23 protein-coding genes are annotated in these 19,874 nt (G+C 41.6%); 15 read left to right on the forward strand and 8 right to left on the reverse strand.

The features are described 5' to 3' along the window. Window positions 1–43 precede the first annotated feature (43 nt). The 3 genes from GNE10_RS16780 to GNE10_RS16790 form a co-directional block, all read right to left on the reverse strand. Window positions 44–262, reverse strand: coding sequence for a hypothetical protein (locus GNE10_RS16780; protein WP_260446912.1), 219 nt, complete (start codon window positions 260–262; stop codon window positions 44–46). A 77-nt stretch (window positions 263–339) separates the two neighbouring features. Next, on the reverse strand, window positions 340–1,545 hold the full coding sequence (locus GNE10_RS16785) for an AIPR family protein (RefSeq protein WP_185566160.1): 1,206 nt from the start codon (window positions 1,543–1,545) through the stop codon (window positions 340–342). Window positions 1,546–1,646: 101 nt separating this feature from the next. Next, window positions 1,647–2,447: an RMD1 family protein gene (locus tag GNE10_RS16790; RefSeq protein WP_185566161.1), complete on the reverse strand. Its 801-nt coding sequence runs from the start codon at window positions 2,445–2,447 to the stop codon at window positions 1,647–1,649. A 132-nt stretch (window positions 2,448–2,579) separates the two neighbouring features. Between GNE10_RS16790 and GNE10_RS16795 the strand changes: the two genes are divergently transcribed. After that, on the forward strand, window positions 2,580–2,720 hold the full coding sequence (locus tag GNE10_RS16795; protein ID WP_185566162.1) for a hypothetical protein: 141 nt from the start codon (window positions 2,580–2,582) through the stop codon (window positions 2,718–2,720). A 90-nt stretch (window positions 2,721–2,810) separates the two neighbouring features. Here GNE10_RS16795 and GNE10_RS16800 read toward each other — a convergent pair whose 3' ends face one another. Then, window positions 2,811–3,389 (reverse strand): Uma2 family endonuclease, encoded by a 579-nt coding sequence (locus tag GNE10_RS16800; RefSeq protein ID WP_185566163.1) that lies wholly within the window; start codon window positions 3,387–3,389, stop codon window positions 2,811–2,813. A 54-nt stretch (window positions 3,390–3,443) separates the two neighbouring features. On the opposite strand from GNE10_RS16800, the gene GNE10_RS16805 reads away from it, so the two are divergent. Beyond that, window positions 3,444–3,944 (forward strand): hypothetical protein, encoded by a 501-nt coding sequence (locus GNE10_RS16805; protein WP_185566164.1) that lies wholly within the window; start codon window positions 3,444–3,446, stop codon window positions 3,942–3,944. A gap of 298 nt (window positions 3,945–4,242) precedes the next feature. Here the strand turns inward: GNE10_RS16805 and GNE10_RS16810 are convergent, their stop codons facing one another. Next, on the reverse strand, window positions 4,243–4,731 hold the full coding sequence (locus GNE10_RS16810) for a hypothetical protein (RefSeq protein WP_185566165.1): 489 nt from the start codon (window positions 4,729–4,731) through the stop codon (window positions 4,243–4,245). 297 nt (window positions 4,732–5,028) lie between these two features. Here GNE10_RS16810 and GNE10_RS36000 point away from each other — a divergent pair, with 297 nt between their 5' ends. The 7 genes from GNE10_RS36000 (at window position 5,029) to GNE10_RS16840 (ending at window position 9,577) form a co-directional block, all read left to right on the forward strand. Then, a complete protein-coding gene (locus GNE10_RS36000) occupies window positions 5,029–5,271 on the forward strand; it encodes a hypothetical protein (protein ID WP_242062422.1) in 243 nt (80 codons plus the stop codon). 117 nt (window positions 5,272–5,388) lie between these two features. Then, window positions 5,389–6,030 carry a ParA family protein gene (locus GNE10_RS16815; protein WP_185566166.1) on the forward strand — a complete coding sequence of 214 codons (642 nt, stop codon included), beginning with the start codon at window positions 5,389–5,391 and terminating at the stop codon, window positions 6,028–6,030. Next, window positions 6,017–6,931: a ParB/RepB/Spo0J family partition protein gene (locus GNE10_RS16820; RefSeq protein WP_185566167.1), complete on the forward strand. Its 915-nt coding sequence runs from the start codon at window positions 6,017–6,019 to the stop codon at window positions 6,929–6,931. The genes GNE10_RS16815 and GNE10_RS16820 overlap by 14 nt, the downstream gene beginning before the upstream one ends. After that, entirely contained in the window at window positions 6,928–7,422 is a 495-nt protein-coding gene (locus tag GNE10_RS16825) for a hypothetical protein (protein ID WP_242062423.1), read from the forward strand. Before GNE10_RS16820 ends, GNE10_RS16825 begins: the two co-directional genes overlap by 4 nt. Before the next feature lie 39 nt (window positions 7,423–7,461). Then, window positions 7,462–7,977 carry a hypothetical protein gene (locus tag GNE10_RS16830; protein WP_185566168.1) on the forward strand — a complete coding sequence of 172 codons (516 nt, stop codon included), beginning with the start codon at window positions 7,462–7,464 and terminating at the stop codon, window positions 7,975–7,977. A 332-nt stretch (window positions 7,978–8,309) separates the two neighbouring features. Then, the gene (locus GNE10_RS16835) at window positions 8,310–9,251 is read left to right on the forward strand and encodes a ParM/StbA family protein (protein ID WP_185566169.1); all 942 of its coding nucleotides are present in this window, start codon (window positions 8,310–8,312) and stop codon (window positions 9,249–9,251) included. Window positions 9,252–9,271: 20 nt separating this feature from the next. Next, a complete protein-coding gene (locus GNE10_RS16840; RefSeq protein ID WP_185566170.1) occupies window positions 9,272–9,577 on the forward strand; it encodes a hypothetical protein in 306 nt (101 codons plus the stop codon). 47 nt (window positions 9,578–9,624) lie between these two features. On the opposite strand, the gene GNE10_RS16845 is transcribed toward GNE10_RS16840, so the two are convergent. Further along, complete coding sequence (locus tag GNE10_RS16845; RefSeq protein WP_185566171.1) at window positions 9,625–10,467, reverse strand: SWIM zinc finger family protein; 843 nt, start codon at window positions 10,465–10,467, stop codon at window positions 9,625–9,627. Between the two features lie 5 nt (window positions 10,468–10,472). Further along, the gene (locus tag GNE10_RS16850) at window positions 10,473–13,652 is read right to left on the reverse strand and encodes a DEAD/DEAH box helicase (RefSeq protein ID WP_185566172.1); all 3,180 of its coding nucleotides are present in this window, start codon (window positions 13,650–13,652) and stop codon (window positions 10,473–10,475) included. Window positions 13,653–13,840: 188 nt separating this feature from the next. On the opposite strand from GNE10_RS16850, the gene GNE10_RS16855 reads away from it, so the two are divergent. After that, window positions 13,841–16,093 (forward strand): ATP-dependent RecD-like DNA helicase, encoded by a 2,253-nt coding sequence (locus GNE10_RS16855; protein ID WP_185566173.1) that lies wholly within the window; start codon window positions 13,841–13,843, stop codon window positions 16,091–16,093. A gap of 278 nt (window positions 16,094–16,371) precedes the next feature. Continuing rightward, on the forward strand, window positions 16,372–16,617 hold the full coding sequence (locus GNE10_RS16860; RefSeq protein ID WP_185566174.1) for a hypothetical protein: 246 nt from the start codon (window positions 16,372–16,374) through the stop codon (window positions 16,615–16,617). Window positions 16,618–16,680: 63 nt separating this feature from the next. Here the strand turns inward: GNE10_RS16860 and GNE10_RS36535 are convergent, their stop codons facing one another. Beyond that, window positions 16,681–16,845 carry a M48 family metallopeptidase gene (locus GNE10_RS36535; RefSeq protein WP_185566175.1) on the reverse strand — a complete coding sequence of 55 codons (165 nt, stop codon included), beginning with the start codon at window positions 16,843–16,845 and terminating at the stop codon, window positions 16,681–16,683. A 90-nt stretch (window positions 16,846–16,935) separates the two neighbouring features. On the opposite strand from GNE10_RS36535, the gene GNE10_RS36540 reads away from it, so the two are divergent. From GNE10_RS36540 to GNE10_RS16885, 4 genes are all read left to right on the forward strand, one after another. Next, a complete protein-coding gene (locus GNE10_RS36540; RefSeq protein WP_397325782.1) occupies window positions 16,936–17,085 on the forward strand; it encodes a strawberry notch-like NTP hydrolase domain-containing protein in 150 nt (49 codons plus the stop codon). 128 nt (window positions 17,086–17,213) lie between these two features. Next, entirely contained in the window at window positions 17,214–17,594 is a 381-nt protein-coding gene (locus tag GNE10_RS16875; protein WP_185566176.1) for a helix-turn-helix domain-containing protein, read from the forward strand. 51 nt (window positions 17,595–17,645) lie between these two features. Further along, entirely contained in the window at window positions 17,646–19,319 is a 1,674-nt protein-coding gene (locus tag GNE10_RS16880) for an IS1182 family transposase (protein WP_185566179.1), read from the forward strand. A 108-nt stretch (window positions 19,320–19,427) separates the two neighbouring features. Next, the gene (locus tag GNE10_RS16885; protein WP_185566180.1) at window positions 19,428–19,850 is read left to right on the forward strand and encodes a hypothetical protein; all 423 of its coding nucleotides are present in this window, start codon (window positions 19,428–19,430) and stop codon (window positions 19,848–19,850) included. The last annotated feature ends 24 nt before the right edge of the window (window positions 19,851–19,874 follow it).

A 19,874-nucleotide genomic window follows, 5' to 3' on the forward strand; every position in this document is an offset into this window, starting at 1 on the left:
CGAGGCTCAACCATACTCTCTGTGTTAGTTTTTGCGATCGCACTTAATTATACTTTGGCGAGAGTGACAAAAGAGGGTTAAGTACGGCATCTCTAGCTAATACAGAGTTGACATTACTGGTCAGGTCGTTAACGTTATCGCTCAGGTTGTCGAGCTTTGTTGTCAGTTGCGCGATCGCCTGAGTATTTAACTGTTGTTGAGCTGCTACTGTGTCTAGGATTGCCTCAATCCTGTCTAGTCGGTTGCTTGGTGTATCGGTCATTTAAGAGCGAGTCACAATAAGAAGAATTGCATATACCTTATAGTATAAGCTTTCTAGCTCCTTAGTAGTTTGATTAACTAATTCACCAGCTTTAATTCTTCGCGCTTATTATTTTTTGACCCAACCATTTTCATCAACTGCTGATTCAGGTAACTCTGAGCCGAAACGTAAATATTATCCCAAATCACAGGATTCCGGCAGATTTTACTCCCAACTGTATTACCAGCGAGTTTCTCCGACACCAAGTATTTTTTGTAATAGTTATTCCATAAATGCTGTAGAAAATCTTCAGCGAACTCATCAAATGGAATGATCCAGTTGTACTGTTCATCCAAAAACACCCGATAAGCAGCAACAATCGGCATGGCAATATCCGCAGGTGCAGCAAACCCAAACGAGTATCGGCTATCCGGCAACAACGTATTTTTGCGCGAGTCGATTGAAGCGAGGTCAACTACTCCCTTCCTCCTGGGTTTGGTGATATGTTCCTCGATTACCTGAAACAGTCGTTGCTCAATCCATAGTCCCTTGGGCAGTAGCGGCAACAACTTTGACAACCGTTCTCTTTCAGTCTCACTTAAGCTAGGTGTATTGCTCACAGGCGGGTGTTTGGTTCTACTTTTGCTGTCTGGGTTGTATTTATTCCTGTCCAGACAGTTCATCAATTTGATTAGGTGATTGACATTGCACTGGGGACTTTTGGGCGCACCGCTTTGGTTCTGATAATAGGCGATGCGGAATTTGGTTTCTTGTTCGCGCTCTAGTTGAGCTAAAAACTGTTTGATGAATTTGTAGTCACCCCTGGCGTTAACTTTAGAACGCGCATCTACTGGGGCAGATGTATTGGAAGCCAAGGCGATGTCTTTCGCTTCGTCCTCACTTAGACCAATGTGGATTGTGACTTTTACCCTGGCTTGGGTAAGGTCGTACTTATAATCTCTAGCCTGCTGAAAAGCTAAAACAGTATGCCCACCGTTAATAATGCCGTCGCTACCGCCCTCGGATGCCTCAAGTATTTCTAACTCTAGCTGTGTCTTTTTAGTGTTGGGTTTGACCTTGTTGGCACACAGTACGATTCCGCTATGTCTTGAGAAGAATTTTTCGGGTTCGGTTGTCAAGGAGTCGAAGATTTGTCTGTATGTTGAGCTTTTGCGGTTGGGTTCTCGAATATTGGGTTCTAGCGGCAGGTCGGCGGGGAAGCTGTCAACGTGAACGGTGGCGATAATGCAGTGGGGGTTTGCATTGAAAAACTGGTCTACTTTCAAAGCCCAATTTTTTGGCATAGTTTCTTTGGTATCAGCAGTGCAGTGCGTATTTATCAAGATTACAGAATCCTGAACCGAATGGCACCCTTGGAAAACTTAAAGCTATATTAAGTAAGTTTTCACTGTTTGAATATAATATCGTACAGTGACAGTAGAATTTCTACCACAATCAAAATCACGACATACCACTCTACTCGCTGGCTACTACTATGCTGCATGAACTCTAGTACCGTTTGTGCGGTTTGGGTAATTAGCTCTAGTTTGCGTTCCAAGGCATTGTGACGCTCACGGATTTCGTATTCATCCTCCAAGCGCAGATATAAGTTTTCTAATTGTGGCGATTCCCAAAGCAACTCAGGCTTATCGATAATCTCGACTCGACCGACTATCTTATGTTGAACTAACAACGTTGTGCCTAATTGACGCAGTAATTCGCGACTCTGCCGCCGACTTCGGTCTTCGCGCTGGAGACTAGCCGCAAAAGGTTCAATTTGATCGAATACTGCCGCTATGCTAATTTCATAATGCGACAGCACAACACTTTTAGCCAAAATATCAGCCACAATCTGCAAGCGTTCTACACTCAATTCACGCAGGAAAATTTTTCCTTCCTTGACTCGCTCACTCTCGACAACGTTGAGATGAACTTCGACTTCTTCTGTCTCAGGGTTGCTAAATGAGTCATGCACTAAAGACGATAGCCCACTCAAGAAGTCTACCTTTTCTACAGGAGCAAGGTTAAACAGAACAACTACACCATAGCCTAGCATTACAGCACAACCGCACTCACCAGCTTTCACCATTACAGGCATAGTCGCTAAGCAATCATAGTTTTCCAATCTTTGTAGGTTAATCTTTTTACCAAGAAATAGGGCTTGTGCTTTAAAGCTATCTTTGTCACTAAAAAGGAATTTTTGCATTGTTGCCCTATGCTAGATTTTGCCTATGAATCTTGAGTAGTTACGAGCTAGGTTGCTATGGCATTAGTGGAGATTGTTACAATCTCAGTCTACCAGTAAAGCTATTTACTAGTACTTGTAATATTCGTTACTATGAGCAATGTCTTACAACAAGCAGCGATCGCATCTACGCCTTTTGCAAATGCTTTGGTGGCAATTGCTCCCTTGGGGATCGTCTGGGGCATACCCCAGGACTACAACTCTCTTCACAGTGCGCTGCTTGCATTGTTCTAATTGTTGAAGTGACAACTCTCACCGCTATACTGCTTGCAATTAGCGGTGAAAGTTGTCACACCGTATAAAATAGGATTTAAGTGTTGCACTCTAGATCTGTCCAGCTGCTAATACTTGGGCTGCGGTCAAATCCAGCATAGGAAACGTCGCTGATTTGATTAATTCCGTTCCCTGAAATACCGTTTCTTCGTATAGCCCATCAACCAGAGTCAGCAGAGTAATTCGGGCTTTGTGGGCATCAACAATCCAATATTCAGGGATACCCCGTGCTGCATACTCAGAACGCTTATAGCGGTAGTCTCTATCTTCATTCACCTTTCCTGGAGATACTACCTCAACTACCATTGTTGGCGAAGGCATATCTGGGGTGATTGTCGCTCGCCTGCCTGCAATTGCTTCGAGTAATTCTTGTGTCAAAATCATCAAATCTGGCAGTCGCACACGAGTTCGGTTGCCTATGACCACAAGTTCTGTATCTTTATGGCGGATAAGTTGAATCGGGACAAACTTGAGAAACTGTGACAGTAGATACAGAGAAATTAAGTTATTTCTATCGCTCTCTGGTGGCATTTCAACCAATTCCCCATCGACAAGTTCATACTTGGTATCCGTGCCATTATCATAGGCAAGGTACTCTTCAAGGGTAAGTTTCTTGACTGCTGTGGTCATAAACTCCTGACTTGAGCATTACTCTTAAATACATATTTTAACTAATAAATAACTATGCTTGATTTAAACAAAATCCAGGCTATTGCTCAATCCTATTCTCCTCAAGAACTTTTTGCTGCTTTGGTTTGGCAGCGTCGATTCAATCAGTTCAACGGCGAAAAAGTGATTACTGACCTTTCACAGCATACAGATTTATGGTCAAGCTTTCTGTTTACAAAACCAATTTTTGCACCAGATGAAAATGGTCTAAGCTTTGGTGGTGTTATTGATACACTTTTAGCAATGGCTAACTATCGTCCAACGCCAGAAACTAGCATTATCCATTTCGTGTCCTATCCTGCCGATACACTCTACATCCTGACTGAAAACCAAGATACAAAAGTATCTCAGCTTTTAGATTTAGGTAAAAAATGGCGTGCTGATTCAGTAGAAGTAACTGATGGCACAAATGAGGAGTATAGTTTTCGGTTGAAGCGTCAACTGAGAACTCGATTAGATGGTAATGATATTCAACACCTTCGTGATGCAGTCGTTGTTTGTTATTGGTGGGATTGAAGTAGTACACAGCTAAGGCAACAGTTAAAACAAGTCGCAAGTCGCAAGTGAGTTTTGTGACGGGGATGTTAGACCCCGACACAAAACTTGCTGCCCCTGGAACCGGGGGACTTAAACCCGCCGAATTTGTTAAATAACCCTAGAGAAGCGAACTTGGGGAACTTGCTCTAAAAATCAAACCATTCACTCGTCATTCTCCTTAACAGCAATGCAAATCGAGCGATGGCTTTGCTAACGCTCCTGGCGAACGCATACAGCAAAATGGAGATCGCTCGATTTCCGAACCAGACAGTGGGATTTAAGCTGCGGACTTCTTGCGAGATTGGGAACCCGTTTGAGTTGCGGTTTTGTTGGTAGGCTTAGTGGTTCTCTTGGCTGTGGCGGACTGGGTAGATTTCTTGGTTGCCCTAGCTTTCGGTTGCGCTTGAGATGCTGCTGGCGGTAGCAGCTTTAATGTGGGGAACTCAAGTACAACAGGCTCTTGCTGTATTGCAGTTGGTAGAATTTCTGTGTTGAGTTCCCAAGGGTCAGGCAGTTGCGCCAACTGTGGTTGTTCTTTTGGATCTGGTGTTATTGGTGGTTCTGGTATTGGTATGGCGACTGGCTCTTGTTGAAGGGCGAGTGCTTGAGAATTTGTAGCGACAGGTGCGTTCATCTTTGACGTTGCCAAAGGCATCGCATAATCTGGTAGCGAGAACAAACCGTTTACGAAATCCATAACCATAACACAGACGAAGCCTATAACCAAAATTTGAATTGCCCAGTTGAGTGCGATTTGAATATCCATTATTGTTTTCCTGAAGAAAGAAGAGAGTTTTCATTGGTCATTCGCGTAGCGTTTGACTGCACGCTTTTGAGAAATTTAGGAAGTAGCAAAAGATTGAGGCACAAATTCTAGGTGTAGATAATTGAATTTGCACAAGCCTGATGCTCCCTGAAAATTTAGCGTAGCTAAAGGGAGAAATTGCCCTACAAAGCTTTAGTGAAAACTCGACCGAAGGCTTAAAAACTAGAGTTGAAAAGGCTAAGATTCAAGTCAAGCGGTTAACTATGTTCAATTATTAAAGCCGCAGTCAGCTAAACAATGGCAAGCAAAGAAATTCAAGTTAAAGAGTACACAGTTAGAGCGCACAAACGTCAAATCCACACACGTGTATTTAATTTCGTCTGTAAGCAGTGCGATCGATCTACCTCTCGTGAAACTTATGGACCACGCCCCCTGTACTGCGAAACCTGTCGTCCTCCAGGGACGCCTAAGAAATCTTTAGTGGAGCCGAAGAAGAAGGCGAAGCCCAGACCCATGACTTATAAGAGTGATGGGGAATAAATTTTTTTGAAACATACAAGCAAGCACTGCCTTGCTTGTATGAATGTTATAACGGTAAATTAACGTGGTAGCTTTACCTTAAAAATGTATTAGCAGAACTGAGCATACTTCAAAAATATGATTATTGGGATAACAAATCAAAAGGGGGGCGCAGGAAAAACTACAGTAGCTGGGCATTTTGCATACTGGTTGAGCCAGCGTGGAACAGTGATTGTTGTAGATGCCGACGCACAGCAAAGTAGCACTAACTGGATGAAAGATTTAGTACTGCCATGCAAAACAATGATAGATCCTGATGATTTGTTTGATGAACTTCCACTTTTAGCAGAACAATATGATGCCGTAGTTGTGGACGGCCCGGGTAGCCTGAGCGAAACAACCAAAGCAATTTTATCTAGATGTGACTTAGCTTTAGTTCCTTGTAAACCAGCTGGTCTTGATATGCACAGCACTTCTAAAATGGTAAGAATTTTACGCCAAGCAAAAGAAATGCGTCATGGAATGCCTCATGTTGGTTTATTTTTAAATCAAGCAAAAAAGGGAACAGTATTACTCAAAGATGCTCAAAGAGCTTTATCAGAAAAGAACACAGGGTTTCCTTTACTTAAAACAATGGTGTATGACTTACAGGTAATTGCTGATGCCCCAGGACAGGGAACGACTGTTTGGGGTTTGGCAGGTGCAACTGCTAAACGTGCAGCTAAAGAGTTTGACTATCTATTTACCGAAGCTTTGGAGGTAGCTAATGGTAAAAAATAGACGTATGGTAGAAGATTTTATTTTTAGGGATGATACAACCCAGACTAAAACTAGTATGTCCCTAAGTCTAATTGTTTTGCCTAAAGCAGAATTACGATATTACATCGACCCAGTAGAAGTAGATAAAATCGTTGCTTCTGCCAGAAGAAACGGCATTATTGAACCACTTCTAGTCCGTCCTCTTCCTGATAGTGATAAACACGAAGTAGTTGCAGGAGCCAAACGCTACAGAGCAGCACATATTTTGGAACTAGTAGAAGTTCCTGTAGTAATTCGTTCTCTGTGCGATGAAGATGCTTTAGAAATTGCTCTAATTGAAAATTTTGCTCGTTCAGGACTTACCGATCTTGAAGAAACAGATGGGGTTTTGCGCCTTTTATCAGCAAAGCTGAAAATCTCGCTACAGGAAGTACCACCATTACTGCATCATCTTCAAAACCAACAACGTGGGAGAAATTCTGCCAATAACGTTATTGGCAATGATGTAATTGAGTTAGTACAGTCCTGCTTGACCTCGCTCGGTAACATTAAATTAGACTCATTCATTAGTAATCGTCTTCCCCTGTTAAATCTACCTAATGAGGTGTTAGAGGTATTAAGGCAGGGAAAGTTAGAAACTAGTAAAGCCAAAGCGATCGCTAGACTCAAAGATGAAGAATTACGAAAACAGATGTTAGAGGATGCGATCGCTTATGATTTATCATTGAGCGAAATCAAGCGTAAAGTCCAAGAAATAGAGCAGCAGTCTCAACCAGACTCTACAAGCTCATTAAAAGACCGTGTAGATGATACTTGGCGACGCTTTAAAAAGTCTAAATTGTGGGATAACCCTAAAAAACAATCCAAGGTAGAAAAATTGTTGTCTCAAATAGAGGCTTTGATAAATGGAGAAGAAATATGAAATCTACTAAGCGGCCATCTAAACTACCGAAACAACAACCTACACAAACTCAGCCACAATCTAATCCAAATTCTACTGATAACTCAACAGAGTTACAATCATCTCAACATCAACCCATCTCAGACATTGGTGAGCTACCACAGCAGCAGAATGAAGTGGCGATGGCTGACACTATTAACCCGGAGCAGCAGCCTAAACCAGCCAGAGCATCAAAACCTCGAACTCAAAAGCCAGAGTTAAGAGATCAGTTTCAGCACATCAAGTTTTTAGATTGTAATAAACCAGTAGGAAGAGTAATTTTTGAATGTTGGCACTGTCAACAGGGAATCATTAGCGAGTTTAGAGGTGAACCAATAATGGGAGAGTTCAAAGGACGACCTTCCATCACTCTGGTGAACGTGGAATGCCCTAACTGTGGTAAAACCGCAATCAAGTTGAGTACGGCAGAGGTACTATCGATAACCGCAATCCCTTCACCTTGGAAGAAATGATAGTACAGGATATTAATTAAGAATTCTTGGAAAGATATAATGCCAAAGCTGACCTGTTTAACTGCACCGTTAATTTTACTAACAGCCCTGAGCCTGACAAGTTGCAGCACGACTAGTGTTGAGCAGTACGAAGCGACAGCACTTACCAGTTATACCTGGCAAGTAAAGTATGCGAATAACTTAACTAATGCACCCCAGCCGCGAATCGAAAGCTTTGGCATTGCATCAGTACTAAACCAGAATGGATTGAAACCAGCAGGAGCAGTTATCGGCCCCGACGATAAAGGACTATGGTGGCCGACTTTACCAGCACGCCCAAGCATTGATGAAGTAGAACAACGCAAAAAACTTCAAGAAGAGGCAGGCAAACCAGAACTACAGAAAACAGTGAAATATCAAATTACTTATGGGGTGGGTGAGCAACAAAAAACACTACCTACTAACTATGATGTTTATCGACAGGTAGTAAAGGCTTACCCATCCCGGACTCCTTTGCAATTGACATTGGGATTGAATGATGACTTCGTAGAAAAGGCTGAACCAGTTAGCAAATAGTAGTCTAATAAATTAGCCTAGCAGTGATTCTCTTTGTGAGAAAAGAAATTCAACATCTTTAATTAAAAATTATCCATCCTCTGTACAGAGCGATCGCGTTTGAATTCAAGACCCAAAATTGTTTGACCCCCGAACCAGTTTTTTCAAATTTTTAAAAATAAGTGAACCTGGTAAAAAATTCAAAATCACAAATAGTGGCTAAATAGGGGTCATATAGTACCCAAATATATTAGGTGAAGTCATGGGTGCTAAATGGAGGTTATATGGGTTACAATTAACCACCATTTAGGGTATCCTCAAAAAGTTGTGATTTTATGCCGCAATTAACCCCAATGTCGAATATCCACGCACTGCAAAAAATTTTTCCGGCAGGCTTTGACAATGGCTACGGTAGCCTGAAACTTTTAGTCGATGGCTTTGATGTTGTAAGAGTCCCCAGCTATATTTCTACAGCAGACATGGAAGACGTTCCCGGACGCGTAGAATTTAATGGAATAGCTTATACAGTCGGTGAATCTGCTTTTCGTGCTGGAAATCATTTTGAACGCAACACCGATAGCAATGAAAACAAAATCAAGAATGCTCTAACGACTCTATTGGGAGCATTAGCACATTTGCCACACCGCAAAGCTTGGCATTTAAAGTTAGTCGTCAGCTTACATGATGTTGCTCTAGCAAAAAACTTAACGCAAGTCCTCAATGGAGAATACCTTCCTGTCCTTGCTGGCAAACCCTCAGAAGTCAAGGTAGAAGTGCTAAAAGTTGTTCCAGAAGGAATGGGGGCATTGTTTGGGCGCTCCCTTCCCAAAAAGTTAACAGTGATTGACTTTGGCAATGGCACAACGCTGTATTCTCGATACACTCAAGGCAAACGGGAAGTACACACACCTTACCCAGTCGGTGTAGAAGTTCTCATCGATGAGATTGCCCAAAAAATGAAACATCTTAATGGGGGTAAAGTTGGGGACGCATCAAAGGTGCGATTTTGCTTAGAAAACGAACACACCAGATATAGTCGTGACATTGATATCAAAGATGTTTACATGGCTTGTTTTAAGGATTGGTATGAAAAATATTTGAAAAAAGTAGTAGGTATGGCACTGGATGCCAAACACCAAGGCGATGAAATTTGGGCAATAGGAGGCGGCTGTTTGTTGCCAGGGTACAAAAAGCTGTTAGAGAAAAATGGCTTCAAAGTCCTGGAAAATCCGGTAGAGGCTAATGCAGTCGGGCTATTAGAGATGGCCAAAGCAATAGTCAATAAAAATTCTTAAAAACCCAGTAGGACAAAGCAATGCTCAATAATCAAGATAATGTCTCAGATAAAGTACGTATCAGAAATAGTTATCGTCAACGCATAATAGCGGAGGCTAAACAATTAGACAAAAGCTATTTAGAGACGGTTCATTTCATCATTGACTGCTATTTTGCATTCAAAAAAGGAGTGTTGAATATACAGCAACCAATAGCTTATACATCCGATTTCAATGGAATAGATATTAATTCGGGAGCATCCCGACAGTCTGTTACTAGCGTATCAACCAACCCTGAACAAGAAGATTCAGGCAATGAAACATTTTCTCTAGATTTTGATTTATAGATATGAATTAGCCTATTGCGGTGAGAAAGAGATTGCCGCCCAGTTATTTAAATCAAGTTTTGATTTTTAGTTTTGACACGTTGATAAAGCTCCTCCATAGTTTCGATGAAGGAACTATCTTTTTGCCAGAAAGCAGGGAAATCTCCTTCCTTCTTGATTAAAATTGCTGAAATGCCACTATCATTGGGCGCTTCAATAGTTGAGGGCAATCGCTTACTACCTAGCCAAAACTCCCGAAGATTCGGTTTTTGATGAACAGTCCGCTTTTCTATTTTTGTATAAAAAGATTCACTCTTTTGGATGTTAAACTCTTCAGGCTGCGAAAGAGATGTTGATAGTGCTTTGCCCAAGGGAGAAGCTGCTAATTTTGCTTGAAGTTCTGTTTTAGATAATCCGCGCAATTCAAATAATAGAAATGGATTAGCATCTAATTGAGAAGCTACCAGATAATAGACACCAGCAATGTGCTTACAAGGATTAGCATAATCAGGACAAGAGCATTTAGTTTTAAAGTCTTTGCTACTATGAGGTAATAAATGTAAGCCTATTTGGGCAAAAATTTCCTCAATATTTTCAGGAACTTCATTGAGCAGCAATCGAGAAACAATACTGGCTTTAGAAGCAATCTTGGGAATAGCTTCATTCCACCGTGTTTTGGGAATAGGTGTAATTTCAATGACTATATTATATGTTGGTTCTTTATAAACTCCAAAGTAAGGATTAATAGAGCCTTTAACTTGAGCAGTAATTTTATTGAGTTCAATCTCAAAGCTCTTGACTTTACCACCACGAGCATAAGAACGTCCTCGTTGAAGTCGATTATCGTCGGTAAAACCTTCTAAGGCTTTAATAAAACGCTCACCCCACCAAGTGCGACTAAATTTAGGCATAGTACTTACTCCAAAATAGTAGTTTTATTCAAAGCGATAAGTTGTTTAAAGGCATCATTATCTAATTCAGTAAGCCAAGATTCATCACTACCAACCACCAATGAAGAAAGTTTCTTTTTATCTTCAATCATTTGGTCAATACGTTCTTCTAAAGTTCCAATTGCTACAAATTTATGTACGAAAACATTCTTTTTTTGACCAATCCGAAAAGCGCGGTCGGTAGCTTGGTCTTCAACTGCGGGGTTCCACCAACGGTCGAAGTGAAAAACATGATTAGCTTTAGTCAGAGTAATACCAACACCACCGGCTTTTAAGGACAGCACAAATACAGATGGTTCTGTCTGTGGGTCTTGGAATTCAGTAATCATTTGCTCCCGGCGCTCCCTAGTAGTACCCCCATGTAAATAATAAGTATTACAATGCAGGTGATGTTTGAGATACTTTTCAATCTGTTGGCAAATTTCGGTAAATTGACTAAATATGAGGAGACTTTCTCCTTCGGACATAGCTTCATCTACCATTTCGACCAGACGAGAGAGTTTATGCGATCGCTCTGGAATAAATTCACTACCATCTTGAAGAAACTGCCCTGGATGATTACAAATTTGCTTGAGTTTCATCAATGTAGAGAGAATTAAACCTTTACGCTGGATGCCTTGGGCTTTTTGTAATTGTTCTTCGACATCTTTAACTACAACCTCATACAGCGATGCTTGTTCTTTTGTCAGGTTAGTGTAGAGTTTTTGTTCTACTTTATCAGGCAAATCGCTAATAATAGATTGGTCAGTTTTGACTCGCCGCAAAATCAGAGGTTCAACTAATTTCTTTAAAGTAGTTGATTTAATTTTGTCATTATCTTTTTGAATGGGGATTTCAAAAGACTTACGAAACTGTGCTTCCTTCCCCAAATACCCAGGATTGAGAAAGTTAAAAATTGACCACAAATCCAATAAGCGATTTTCAACGGGAGTGCTAGTCAAAGCCAGGCGGTGTTGAGCCGAAAGTTTGAGAATAGCTTTTGTTTGTGCAGCTTTTGGATTTTTGATATTTTGCGCCTCATCTACAACTATGCGTTGCCATTTCACACTGCTGAGGAGCTTTTCGTCTTTACGAACTAGAGTAAAAGAGCTAATTACTACGTCGTGTTCTTGACAAGCCGCGGAAAAATCTACCCCATTTTGTAGCCTCGTGCTGCCATGATGAACAAGAGTTTTTAAATCAGGAGCAAACTTGGCAATTTCTTTTTGCCAATTGCCAACAACGGAAGTAGGAGCAATTAGTAAAGTGGGTAAAAGGGGCTTAAATGTCTGTTTTTCTTGTACTAATCTCGCAATTACTTGTACAGACTTGCCCAGTCCCATATCGTCTGCTAAACAGCCATTTAAGCCTAATTTTTCCAGATATTGGAGCCAAGCCACCCCACGCTTTTGATATTCTCGCAGAGTACCTTGCTGCAAAAGCTGTTGTGAAATTGGCTCCAATTGGCTTTTATCTTGCAGCTTTGACATAACTTGTGATAAAGCTTGGTCATGTTCAATTTCCCAATCATCTCCAGCCTCGGCAGTACGTTGCATGAACTCCAGCAAAGTCATCTGCGGTTGCTCCGAACCGTGAGAGTCCCAAAATTGGAGTAGTTGCTGCATTTTATCCCGGTCTAATTCCATCCATTGACCGCGAAAATGTACTAAGGGAGCCTTAGTATTAACTAGTTGTTCCCATTCCTTTGCTGTAACAGTAGCATCGCCAATTGCTAATTCATATTGATACTCCACCAGGGAATTTAGACCGAAATAGCTTCTGGTTTCACCCTTTGTGGGAGTTAATTTTTTGGTTGATGCTTTGAGGCGAATTTTAGCGCGACGGCGACCTGCGGGAGTGTACCAAGCCGGGACAATAATTTTAAAACCCGAATCTTCTAACACCCAAGCACTTTCCTTGAGGAAGCCAAATGCTTCATCCAAGGTAAGCTGCATTCCGACAGGACACTCTGTTTCTAACCCTTGCCAAAGCTTGGGATACATCCGAGCAGCATAGCCCAGGTTCAGCAGTAAATTAGTTTCAAAATCTTGACCATACTGTTTGTGAATGCTAGCTTTGGTTTTTTGATTCATCAACCAGTAATCTGCTAATCCCAGCTTTAAAGAAGGATCTTGTTTACTAGATACCAAAAATTGAATCTGCCAATTGTCTACATCTTGGGCAGTTGGAGAGTGCAGTTGAAAGCACAGATGAAAGGGTAAGTTAGATTGAGTGTGCTGAATTCTGTTTTTCCATGCCAACCATTGTTGGTATTGGAGTAAAAAACTTTCTGTTTTTAATGGATTAAATTTGTCTTGATTCAGACAATAGTAAATCAGAGAATCTGCTATTTGTTTATCAAAGGCAGTTGTGGAGATTGTATCAGTTACTAGATTTTGGAGAAGAGATTCGGAAAAATGTCGTAAAAGCGTTTCTTTGTCGAAAAATTCTATTTGTTGCTCTGGATGGTGACTACCTGCTGTGCAAAGAAGTGGCATATACTCAAGATATTTTGGAATATTTGCTTCATATTGCTCAGAAATAATTTCCCAAACAGCATATATCTCAAATTGTTTTGAGGATAGGTCTTTACTTTTGTGATTACGTGTTTTATTCTTTAACTCTGCTAAGGCTCGATATTTTAATGCTGGAATGTATTGGTCTTTAAAAATTATTTGTCTAAATGCTTGCGTATAATGATACCAGAATAGTAAATCTGAACCAATTTGGAATTCATTTGCATTGTAAAGTGCTAAAAAATGAATATCTTTGAGGAGTTTGACAATATTGATTAATTTTTTGCCTTTAACAGAGACTACTGTTTCATAGCAAATGACGTTCCAATATTGGAAATCTTCATAACTTTCCGGAAATTCAAACTCTAGATACTTAATTAATTCTGGTGAAGGGATGGGCTGATTATTGACAGTTGGCAGAGCAAAGCACTTGGTGGAGATGCGTTCTTTTAATTGTAGAGGTGTCTCTTTAAATCCCAGATTTTGCACTAAGAAACTGACTAATTCTTCTTGTGATAAATGTCTAGGATGAATCTGCTGTCGAGTACGGCTTTGTTTAGCTACAGAAGTTTCTATCCATAGATAAAAAGAACCAGATTGAATAAATTCAGTTGTTTGGTCTGGTATCCAGGTGCCGTGAATAACTTGCATCGCATTAATGCCTCTGGATTTAGCAGCAAAATTAGTATCTTAAAATTAATGTATCAAAAATTGTATGGTTTTTTGTGATTTTGATATCTCAAGATGCTTGTTACCTGGGCGTGATTTAAGATAGTATTTATGTACTAAAAGAAACCTACTTTTACGTTTAAAATAATGTGCGGCATTTCTAAAAACCAATGTCCACGCCCATAACTCCAGTTACTCAACAACTAAACGCCACCCCCCACTACGAAACCATCACTGGTGTAGTCGAACGCCTGACCTTCCATTCAGAAGAATCTGGCTATACCGTAGCGCGTTTAAAGAGTTCGCGTTCTACGGAGCTCACCACCATTGTCGGCAGCTTCGCCAATATCCAGCCAGGGCAAACACTACAGTTAACTGGCTTCTGGCGAGAACATCCGCAATATGGGCCACAATTCCAAGTTACCAATTACAAAGAAACCAAGCCAGCAACCCTTACCGGAATTGAGAAATACTTGGGCAGTGGATTAATCAAAGGTGTTGGGCCTGTCACTGCCAAACGCATCGTTGTACACTTTGGTTTAGAAACACTCGACATCATCGAGAACCAGATTGACCGACTAATCGAAGTTCAAGGCATTGCAAAAAAGCGGATCAAGCTAATCAAGAATGCTTGGGAGACACAGAAAGCCATTAAAGAAGTGATGGTATTCCTGCAAAGTCATGAAGTTTCGACAACTTATGCAGTCAAAATTTACAAGCAGTACCAGGACAATGCGATCGCCACAGTTACTTCTAACCCCTACCAACTAGTAACGGATATTTACGGCATTGGCTTCCTGACTGCCGACAAGATTGCGCGTAACTTAGGCGTACCAACGGATTCTTCCTTTAGATACTGTGCTGGCATCATCCACGCATTGAGCAAAGCAGCCGAAGATGGTCACTGCTACTTACCACAGCCAGAACTGATCGAGAAAGTCGCAAAATTGTTAGCAACAGATGACCATCAGCCAACAGGAGAAGCGATCGCTGACATTATTAAACAGATGGGGGCAAAAGAAGAATTAATCAGAGAAATCGTGCGGGGCAATGATGGCGAGAAGCTGCTACTGTGCTACAAACCAACGTTCTTTCATACTGAGATGAATTTGGCGCAGATGATATCTCGACGGTTAAGCCAGCCAATTGTACAGGATATGCCTCGTGTTCGTGCTTGGATAGAAAGATTTACAACCAGTCGCAAAATCCAACTATCACCACAACAGCAGCAAGCGGTAGAGAAAGCGGCATATTCTCCAGTTATGGTTCTCACTGGTGGGCCAGGAGTTGGCAAGACCTTCACTACACATACTATCGTTAGCCTGTGGAAAGCAATGGGAAAATCCATTGCCCTGGCTGCACCAACAGGCAGAGCAGCACAGCGATTAGCCTATATGACAGGATTAGAAGCAAAAACCATACACCGCCTGCTGGAATTCGAGCCAAAGACAATGGGCTTCAAGCGGGATCATGAAAATCCTTTGCCACACAACGCAATTATCGCTGATGAAGCATCGATGCTGGATCTGTTTCTGGCACATTCTTTGGTGAAAGCTGTAGCACAAGGAGCGCAACTATTATTGGTAGGCGATATTGACCAATTACCATCAGTTGGCCCGGGGAAAGTGTTGGCTGATCTGATCAATTCTCTTCGAGTGCCAGTAGTGCGGTTGACCCAGGTATTTCGCCAAGCCCAGCAGAGCGCAATTGTCATCGCCGCCCACCAAATCAACTCTTGCGATTACCCTACAATGGAGCCAATTAGCGACAATCCAGTGTCAGATTGCCTCTGGCATGGTGGAGGTCATCAGCCGGAGCATGGGGTACAGGCAATCTGCGAGTTAGTGAGCGAATTCATTCTACGGCTTGGTTTTAATCCAGCCACGGATGTGCAAGTGTTATCTCCGATGTCACGTTCTTTGGTGGGGACGCGCAACCTGAATACTGTTTTGCAGCAGCTGATAAATCCGCCAGCGCCGGGAAAGGTAGAGATTAACCGGGGTGGGATGATTCTGCGGGTGGGCGATCGCGTCATTCAGCAGACTAATGATTACGACCGGGAAGTGTTCAATGGCAATTTGGGGACTATTTTAAATATCGATACGGAAGAACAGGAAGTTGTTGTTGATTATGGTGGGCGAAGAGTGGTTTACGACTATGCGGATTTGAATGAAATTACGCTAGCGTGGAGTATAAGTATACATAAAAGCCAGGGCAGTGAATACCCTGTAGTCATACTTCCACTGTATATCCAGCACTACATGATGTTAACGCGGAATTTGTTTTATACTGGATTAACCCGTGCTAGGAAATTGGCAATTGTAGTCGGCTCTAAGAAAGCGATATCCCTTGCTGTGCGAACTACAAACGATCGGCAGAGGTACACAAGGTTGTGGCAGAGGTTGTTGCAGCCGCTTCAATAATATGCACTTACAAAAAACGTGAATAACTCAAGCTGGGAAATTAATTTGTTTACTGGAAATTAACCGGAAAGTGCAGAGCTTAAACTGTATCCCCTTATATACCAAATTCTTTATATGTAAACAGAGAGCTACAACTATCAAAGCTCTCTTATAAATAAAATCTATCTTTCCTTCTCTAATGCTGCTCTGGTTCTTCTCCAGGGCAGTTTTAATCGTGAAAAGACAATGTTTTCCTAGTTGCTGTAAAATCAGCATATTACAACTGAAAGGATTGTCAGGTGGAGATACCAACCGAAGCCATCATTGAAGTCATCAGGGGAAAGAACGCACTGATATTAGATTCTATTAAAGGCGTAAAAGGAACAAGAGGGCAGAAAGCATATAAGTATACACTTTGGGCTGAAAGACTAGCGAAAAAGTTAGAAAACTCAAATTTAAAAGCGATTGCATTAAACAACTTGCTTAGTACCGCAACTCTAGAAGAAATAGAAAGGCAAATTGATTCAACAGAAGCCTCAACATGAATTTGGTAGGCAAAGTAGGAATAGATACTCAATATTTTCTACAAGCGATCGCTCCAACCTATCTCAGCCAATCCCCAGCCACACCCGCACCCTCCAAGATTCCAGTTGCCCCTTTCGCACCCTCCAGTCCGGCATCACACATGACAGCGTTACCCAAAACCCATCACCATGATTGCGGTGCAACAAGTGGGCAAGCTCATGGACTACTAGGGATTTCAATGCTGACACAGGCGCGGTGGCTGGCTACGGATTGATACGAGTCGTGCCATTGTGACACAAGCTCCCCAGGAAAACTTTTGTTGAGGCATTGTTGGGCTGCTGTTACAAAATGCTCTACCCCACGCACGGGTTGTCTATATCTCTGCGACTGGTGCAACCAAAGTTTCTAACCTCTCTTATGCAATAGCCTCGGACTGTGGCAAACAGAGGATTTCCCGTTTTACCTCCCGTGAGGACGATTTTCAATAATTTTTACTCTTACACTCACAACACAAGTAACGCAATGCTTTACGTTTCTTAACATGAAATTCCCAAGCGATTTTGCTTGACAAAGTTAGCGTGCTTGACATATTTAGCAAGCTTGATATCATTGGTATATGAGTCAAGAATTAAACAAATTAGGTTCATTTCTCGCTTCTGTTCGTCAGCATCAAAAATTGACTCTGCGTGCAGTTGAAACTCAAACAGGTATCTCCAATGCTTATCTTAGTCAGTTAGAGACAGGCAAAATTCGTTCGCCTTCTCCAGCGATCTTGCGTAAACTTAGTGATTTTTATGGAATTTCCTATATATCCATTTTGGAACTTGCGGGATATCCAGTGCCGGAGGCCGGAAAACTAGATACATCGCTGACGGATCTTGCTGCTAGGTTAGGGCGGGGCGTGAGTATCAATGGATGCTGTTGGCGAAATATTTCTTCACATTTGAAAACCCAACAAATGCTCCCAGTAAGCAGAGTTTTAAGGAAAGTGGGATGATGTTGATCAACAAGCATCTACCATCACCTGCGGTGAAGGAGGAATTGAGTGATTCAACCGCAAGCCATAGACCCCATCCCTTCTGAAACAGTGCGTGTGGCTCGTGCCGCTTTCCCAAAAGGCAATCTCTACATGACAATGAGGGATGAAATCGGTACTCTCTACAACGACCAAGATTTTGAAGCACTGTTTCCCACACTTGGGCAACCCGCTTTTAGTCCTTGGCGGTTAGCTTTAGTCTGCGTCATGCAATATATTGAGGATATGACTGACAGACAAGCAGCAGATGCAGTTCGCAGTCGAATTGACTGGAAATATGCGCTCTCCCTGGAATTAACAGATCCAGGGTTTGATTTTAGTGTAATCTGCGAGTTTAGAGTCCGAATAATCAAAGGAAGTGCTGAACAGAAATTACTAGATATCCTGTTAAAGCAATTAAAAGAAAAAGGAATTATTAAAGACAAAGGAAAACAGCGCACCGATTCAACCCACGTACTAGCAGCAATTCGCAACTTGAATCGTCTTGAAACTGTAGCCGAAACTTTACGTGCAGCATTAAACGCAGTGGCAACAGTTGCCCCAGAATGGTTGCGCTCTTGGGTTCCCCATGAGTGGTTTGAACGTTACGGACGTGCGTTAGAAGAGTACCGTTTACCCAAAGGGGTGACTGCTCGATATAAATTAGCTGAAACTATTGGTAATGATGGGATGCGGCTATTAATAGCCATATACGAACAAGAAACGACACCTCAATGGCTGCGGCAAATACCAGCAATAGAAATTCTCCGCCAAACTTGGGTGCATCAATACTATATAGATTATACAAATCTAAAAGACGATGAACCAGGTAAATTATGTTGGCGTAACGCAGCAGATTTACCCCCGGCAGGGCAGCATTTTGACTCTCCTTATGATACTGATGCCCGTTACGGTAACAAACGCACCACAACCTGGACTGGTTATAAGGTACACATCACGGAAACTTGTGATACTAACGATGTCCATTTAATTACAAATGTAGAAACGACCCAAGCCCATCTATCCGATGTAGACCAAACACAACCAATTCATTTATCTCTTGAAGCAAAAGGCTTATCTCCAAAAGAACATATCGTAGATGCGGGATACGTAGATAGTGAATTACTGGTAAAAAGTAAAATTGATTTTGATATAGAACTGATTGGCCCAGTACGCCCAAATGTGAGTTGGCAAGCGAAAACACCAGGTGGGTATGACATAAGCAAGTTTACAGTTGACTGGTCAGCAAAAACAGTTACGTGTCCTCAAGAACAAAAAAGCACAACTTTGACTCCTTCGATTGACCCTTGGGGGAATTCAGGAATTAATGTCAAATTTCCTGCCAAAACCTGCCGAATCTGTAATTTCAGACACTTATGTATCAAATCAAAAAGTGAAAGTGAGCCAAGAAAATTAAGATTGCGCCCACAACAAGAACACCAGATTCTTCAAACTATCCGTAAACAGCAGGATACTGATGAGTGGAAAGAGCGTTATAACACCCGTGCTGGTGTTGAAGGAACTTTGTCGCAAGCAATAAATGCTTTCGGTTTACGGCAAGCACGTTACCGCAATCTACCAAAAATCCGGTTACAGCACCAAATCACAGCTGTTGCCATCAATGTTGTTCGCATAGTGTCTTGGTTAAATGGTATACCTCATGCTACGACTAGAATATCGCGGTTTGCTGCACTAGCTGTCATGTAAAGACAGCAAACACCCATAACTTTTTCAACATCTATCCATGTAAGACACGGTTAGTTTCTGGTAGAGTTTTGCTCTATAATATCCGTGTATTACATGGAGGTAGGATTTATGAAAAAGATGAAAAGGGATATTCAAGGTAAGTTTACACTCAAGAACGATGACTACCGTGAAGTACGTTCTTTGCGACTAACAGACGATACTTGGAAGAAATTAGGTATTGCCTCTGAATGTTTAGGATTAACCAGGGCAGATTACCTGGAGGAAATTATTAAAAGGGATCTTTCACCATGTAATACATGGAACGCTTCAGAACCTCTTCCAAGTATTACACGGTATGAGGTGGAATTAGAGACGCTAACAACACAAGTCCAAAATCTTCAAAAAGAAAATTCTGCACAGAGGGAACGCTCCGCCGTTACTTTTATTTATGACATTGTGGATTTTGATGCGATACGCGATCGCATTTTATTTGAATTAACCCTCTTTTGTCACTCTCGCCAAAGTATAATTAAGTGCGATCGCAAAAACTAACACAGAGAGTATGGTTGAGCCTCG

Source organism: Nostoc sp. 2RC, from assembly GCF_014222165.1.
Taxonomy (GTDB): domain Bacteria; phylum Cyanobacteriota; class Cyanobacteriia; order Cyanobacteriales; family Nostocaceae; genus Nostoc; species Nostoc linckia.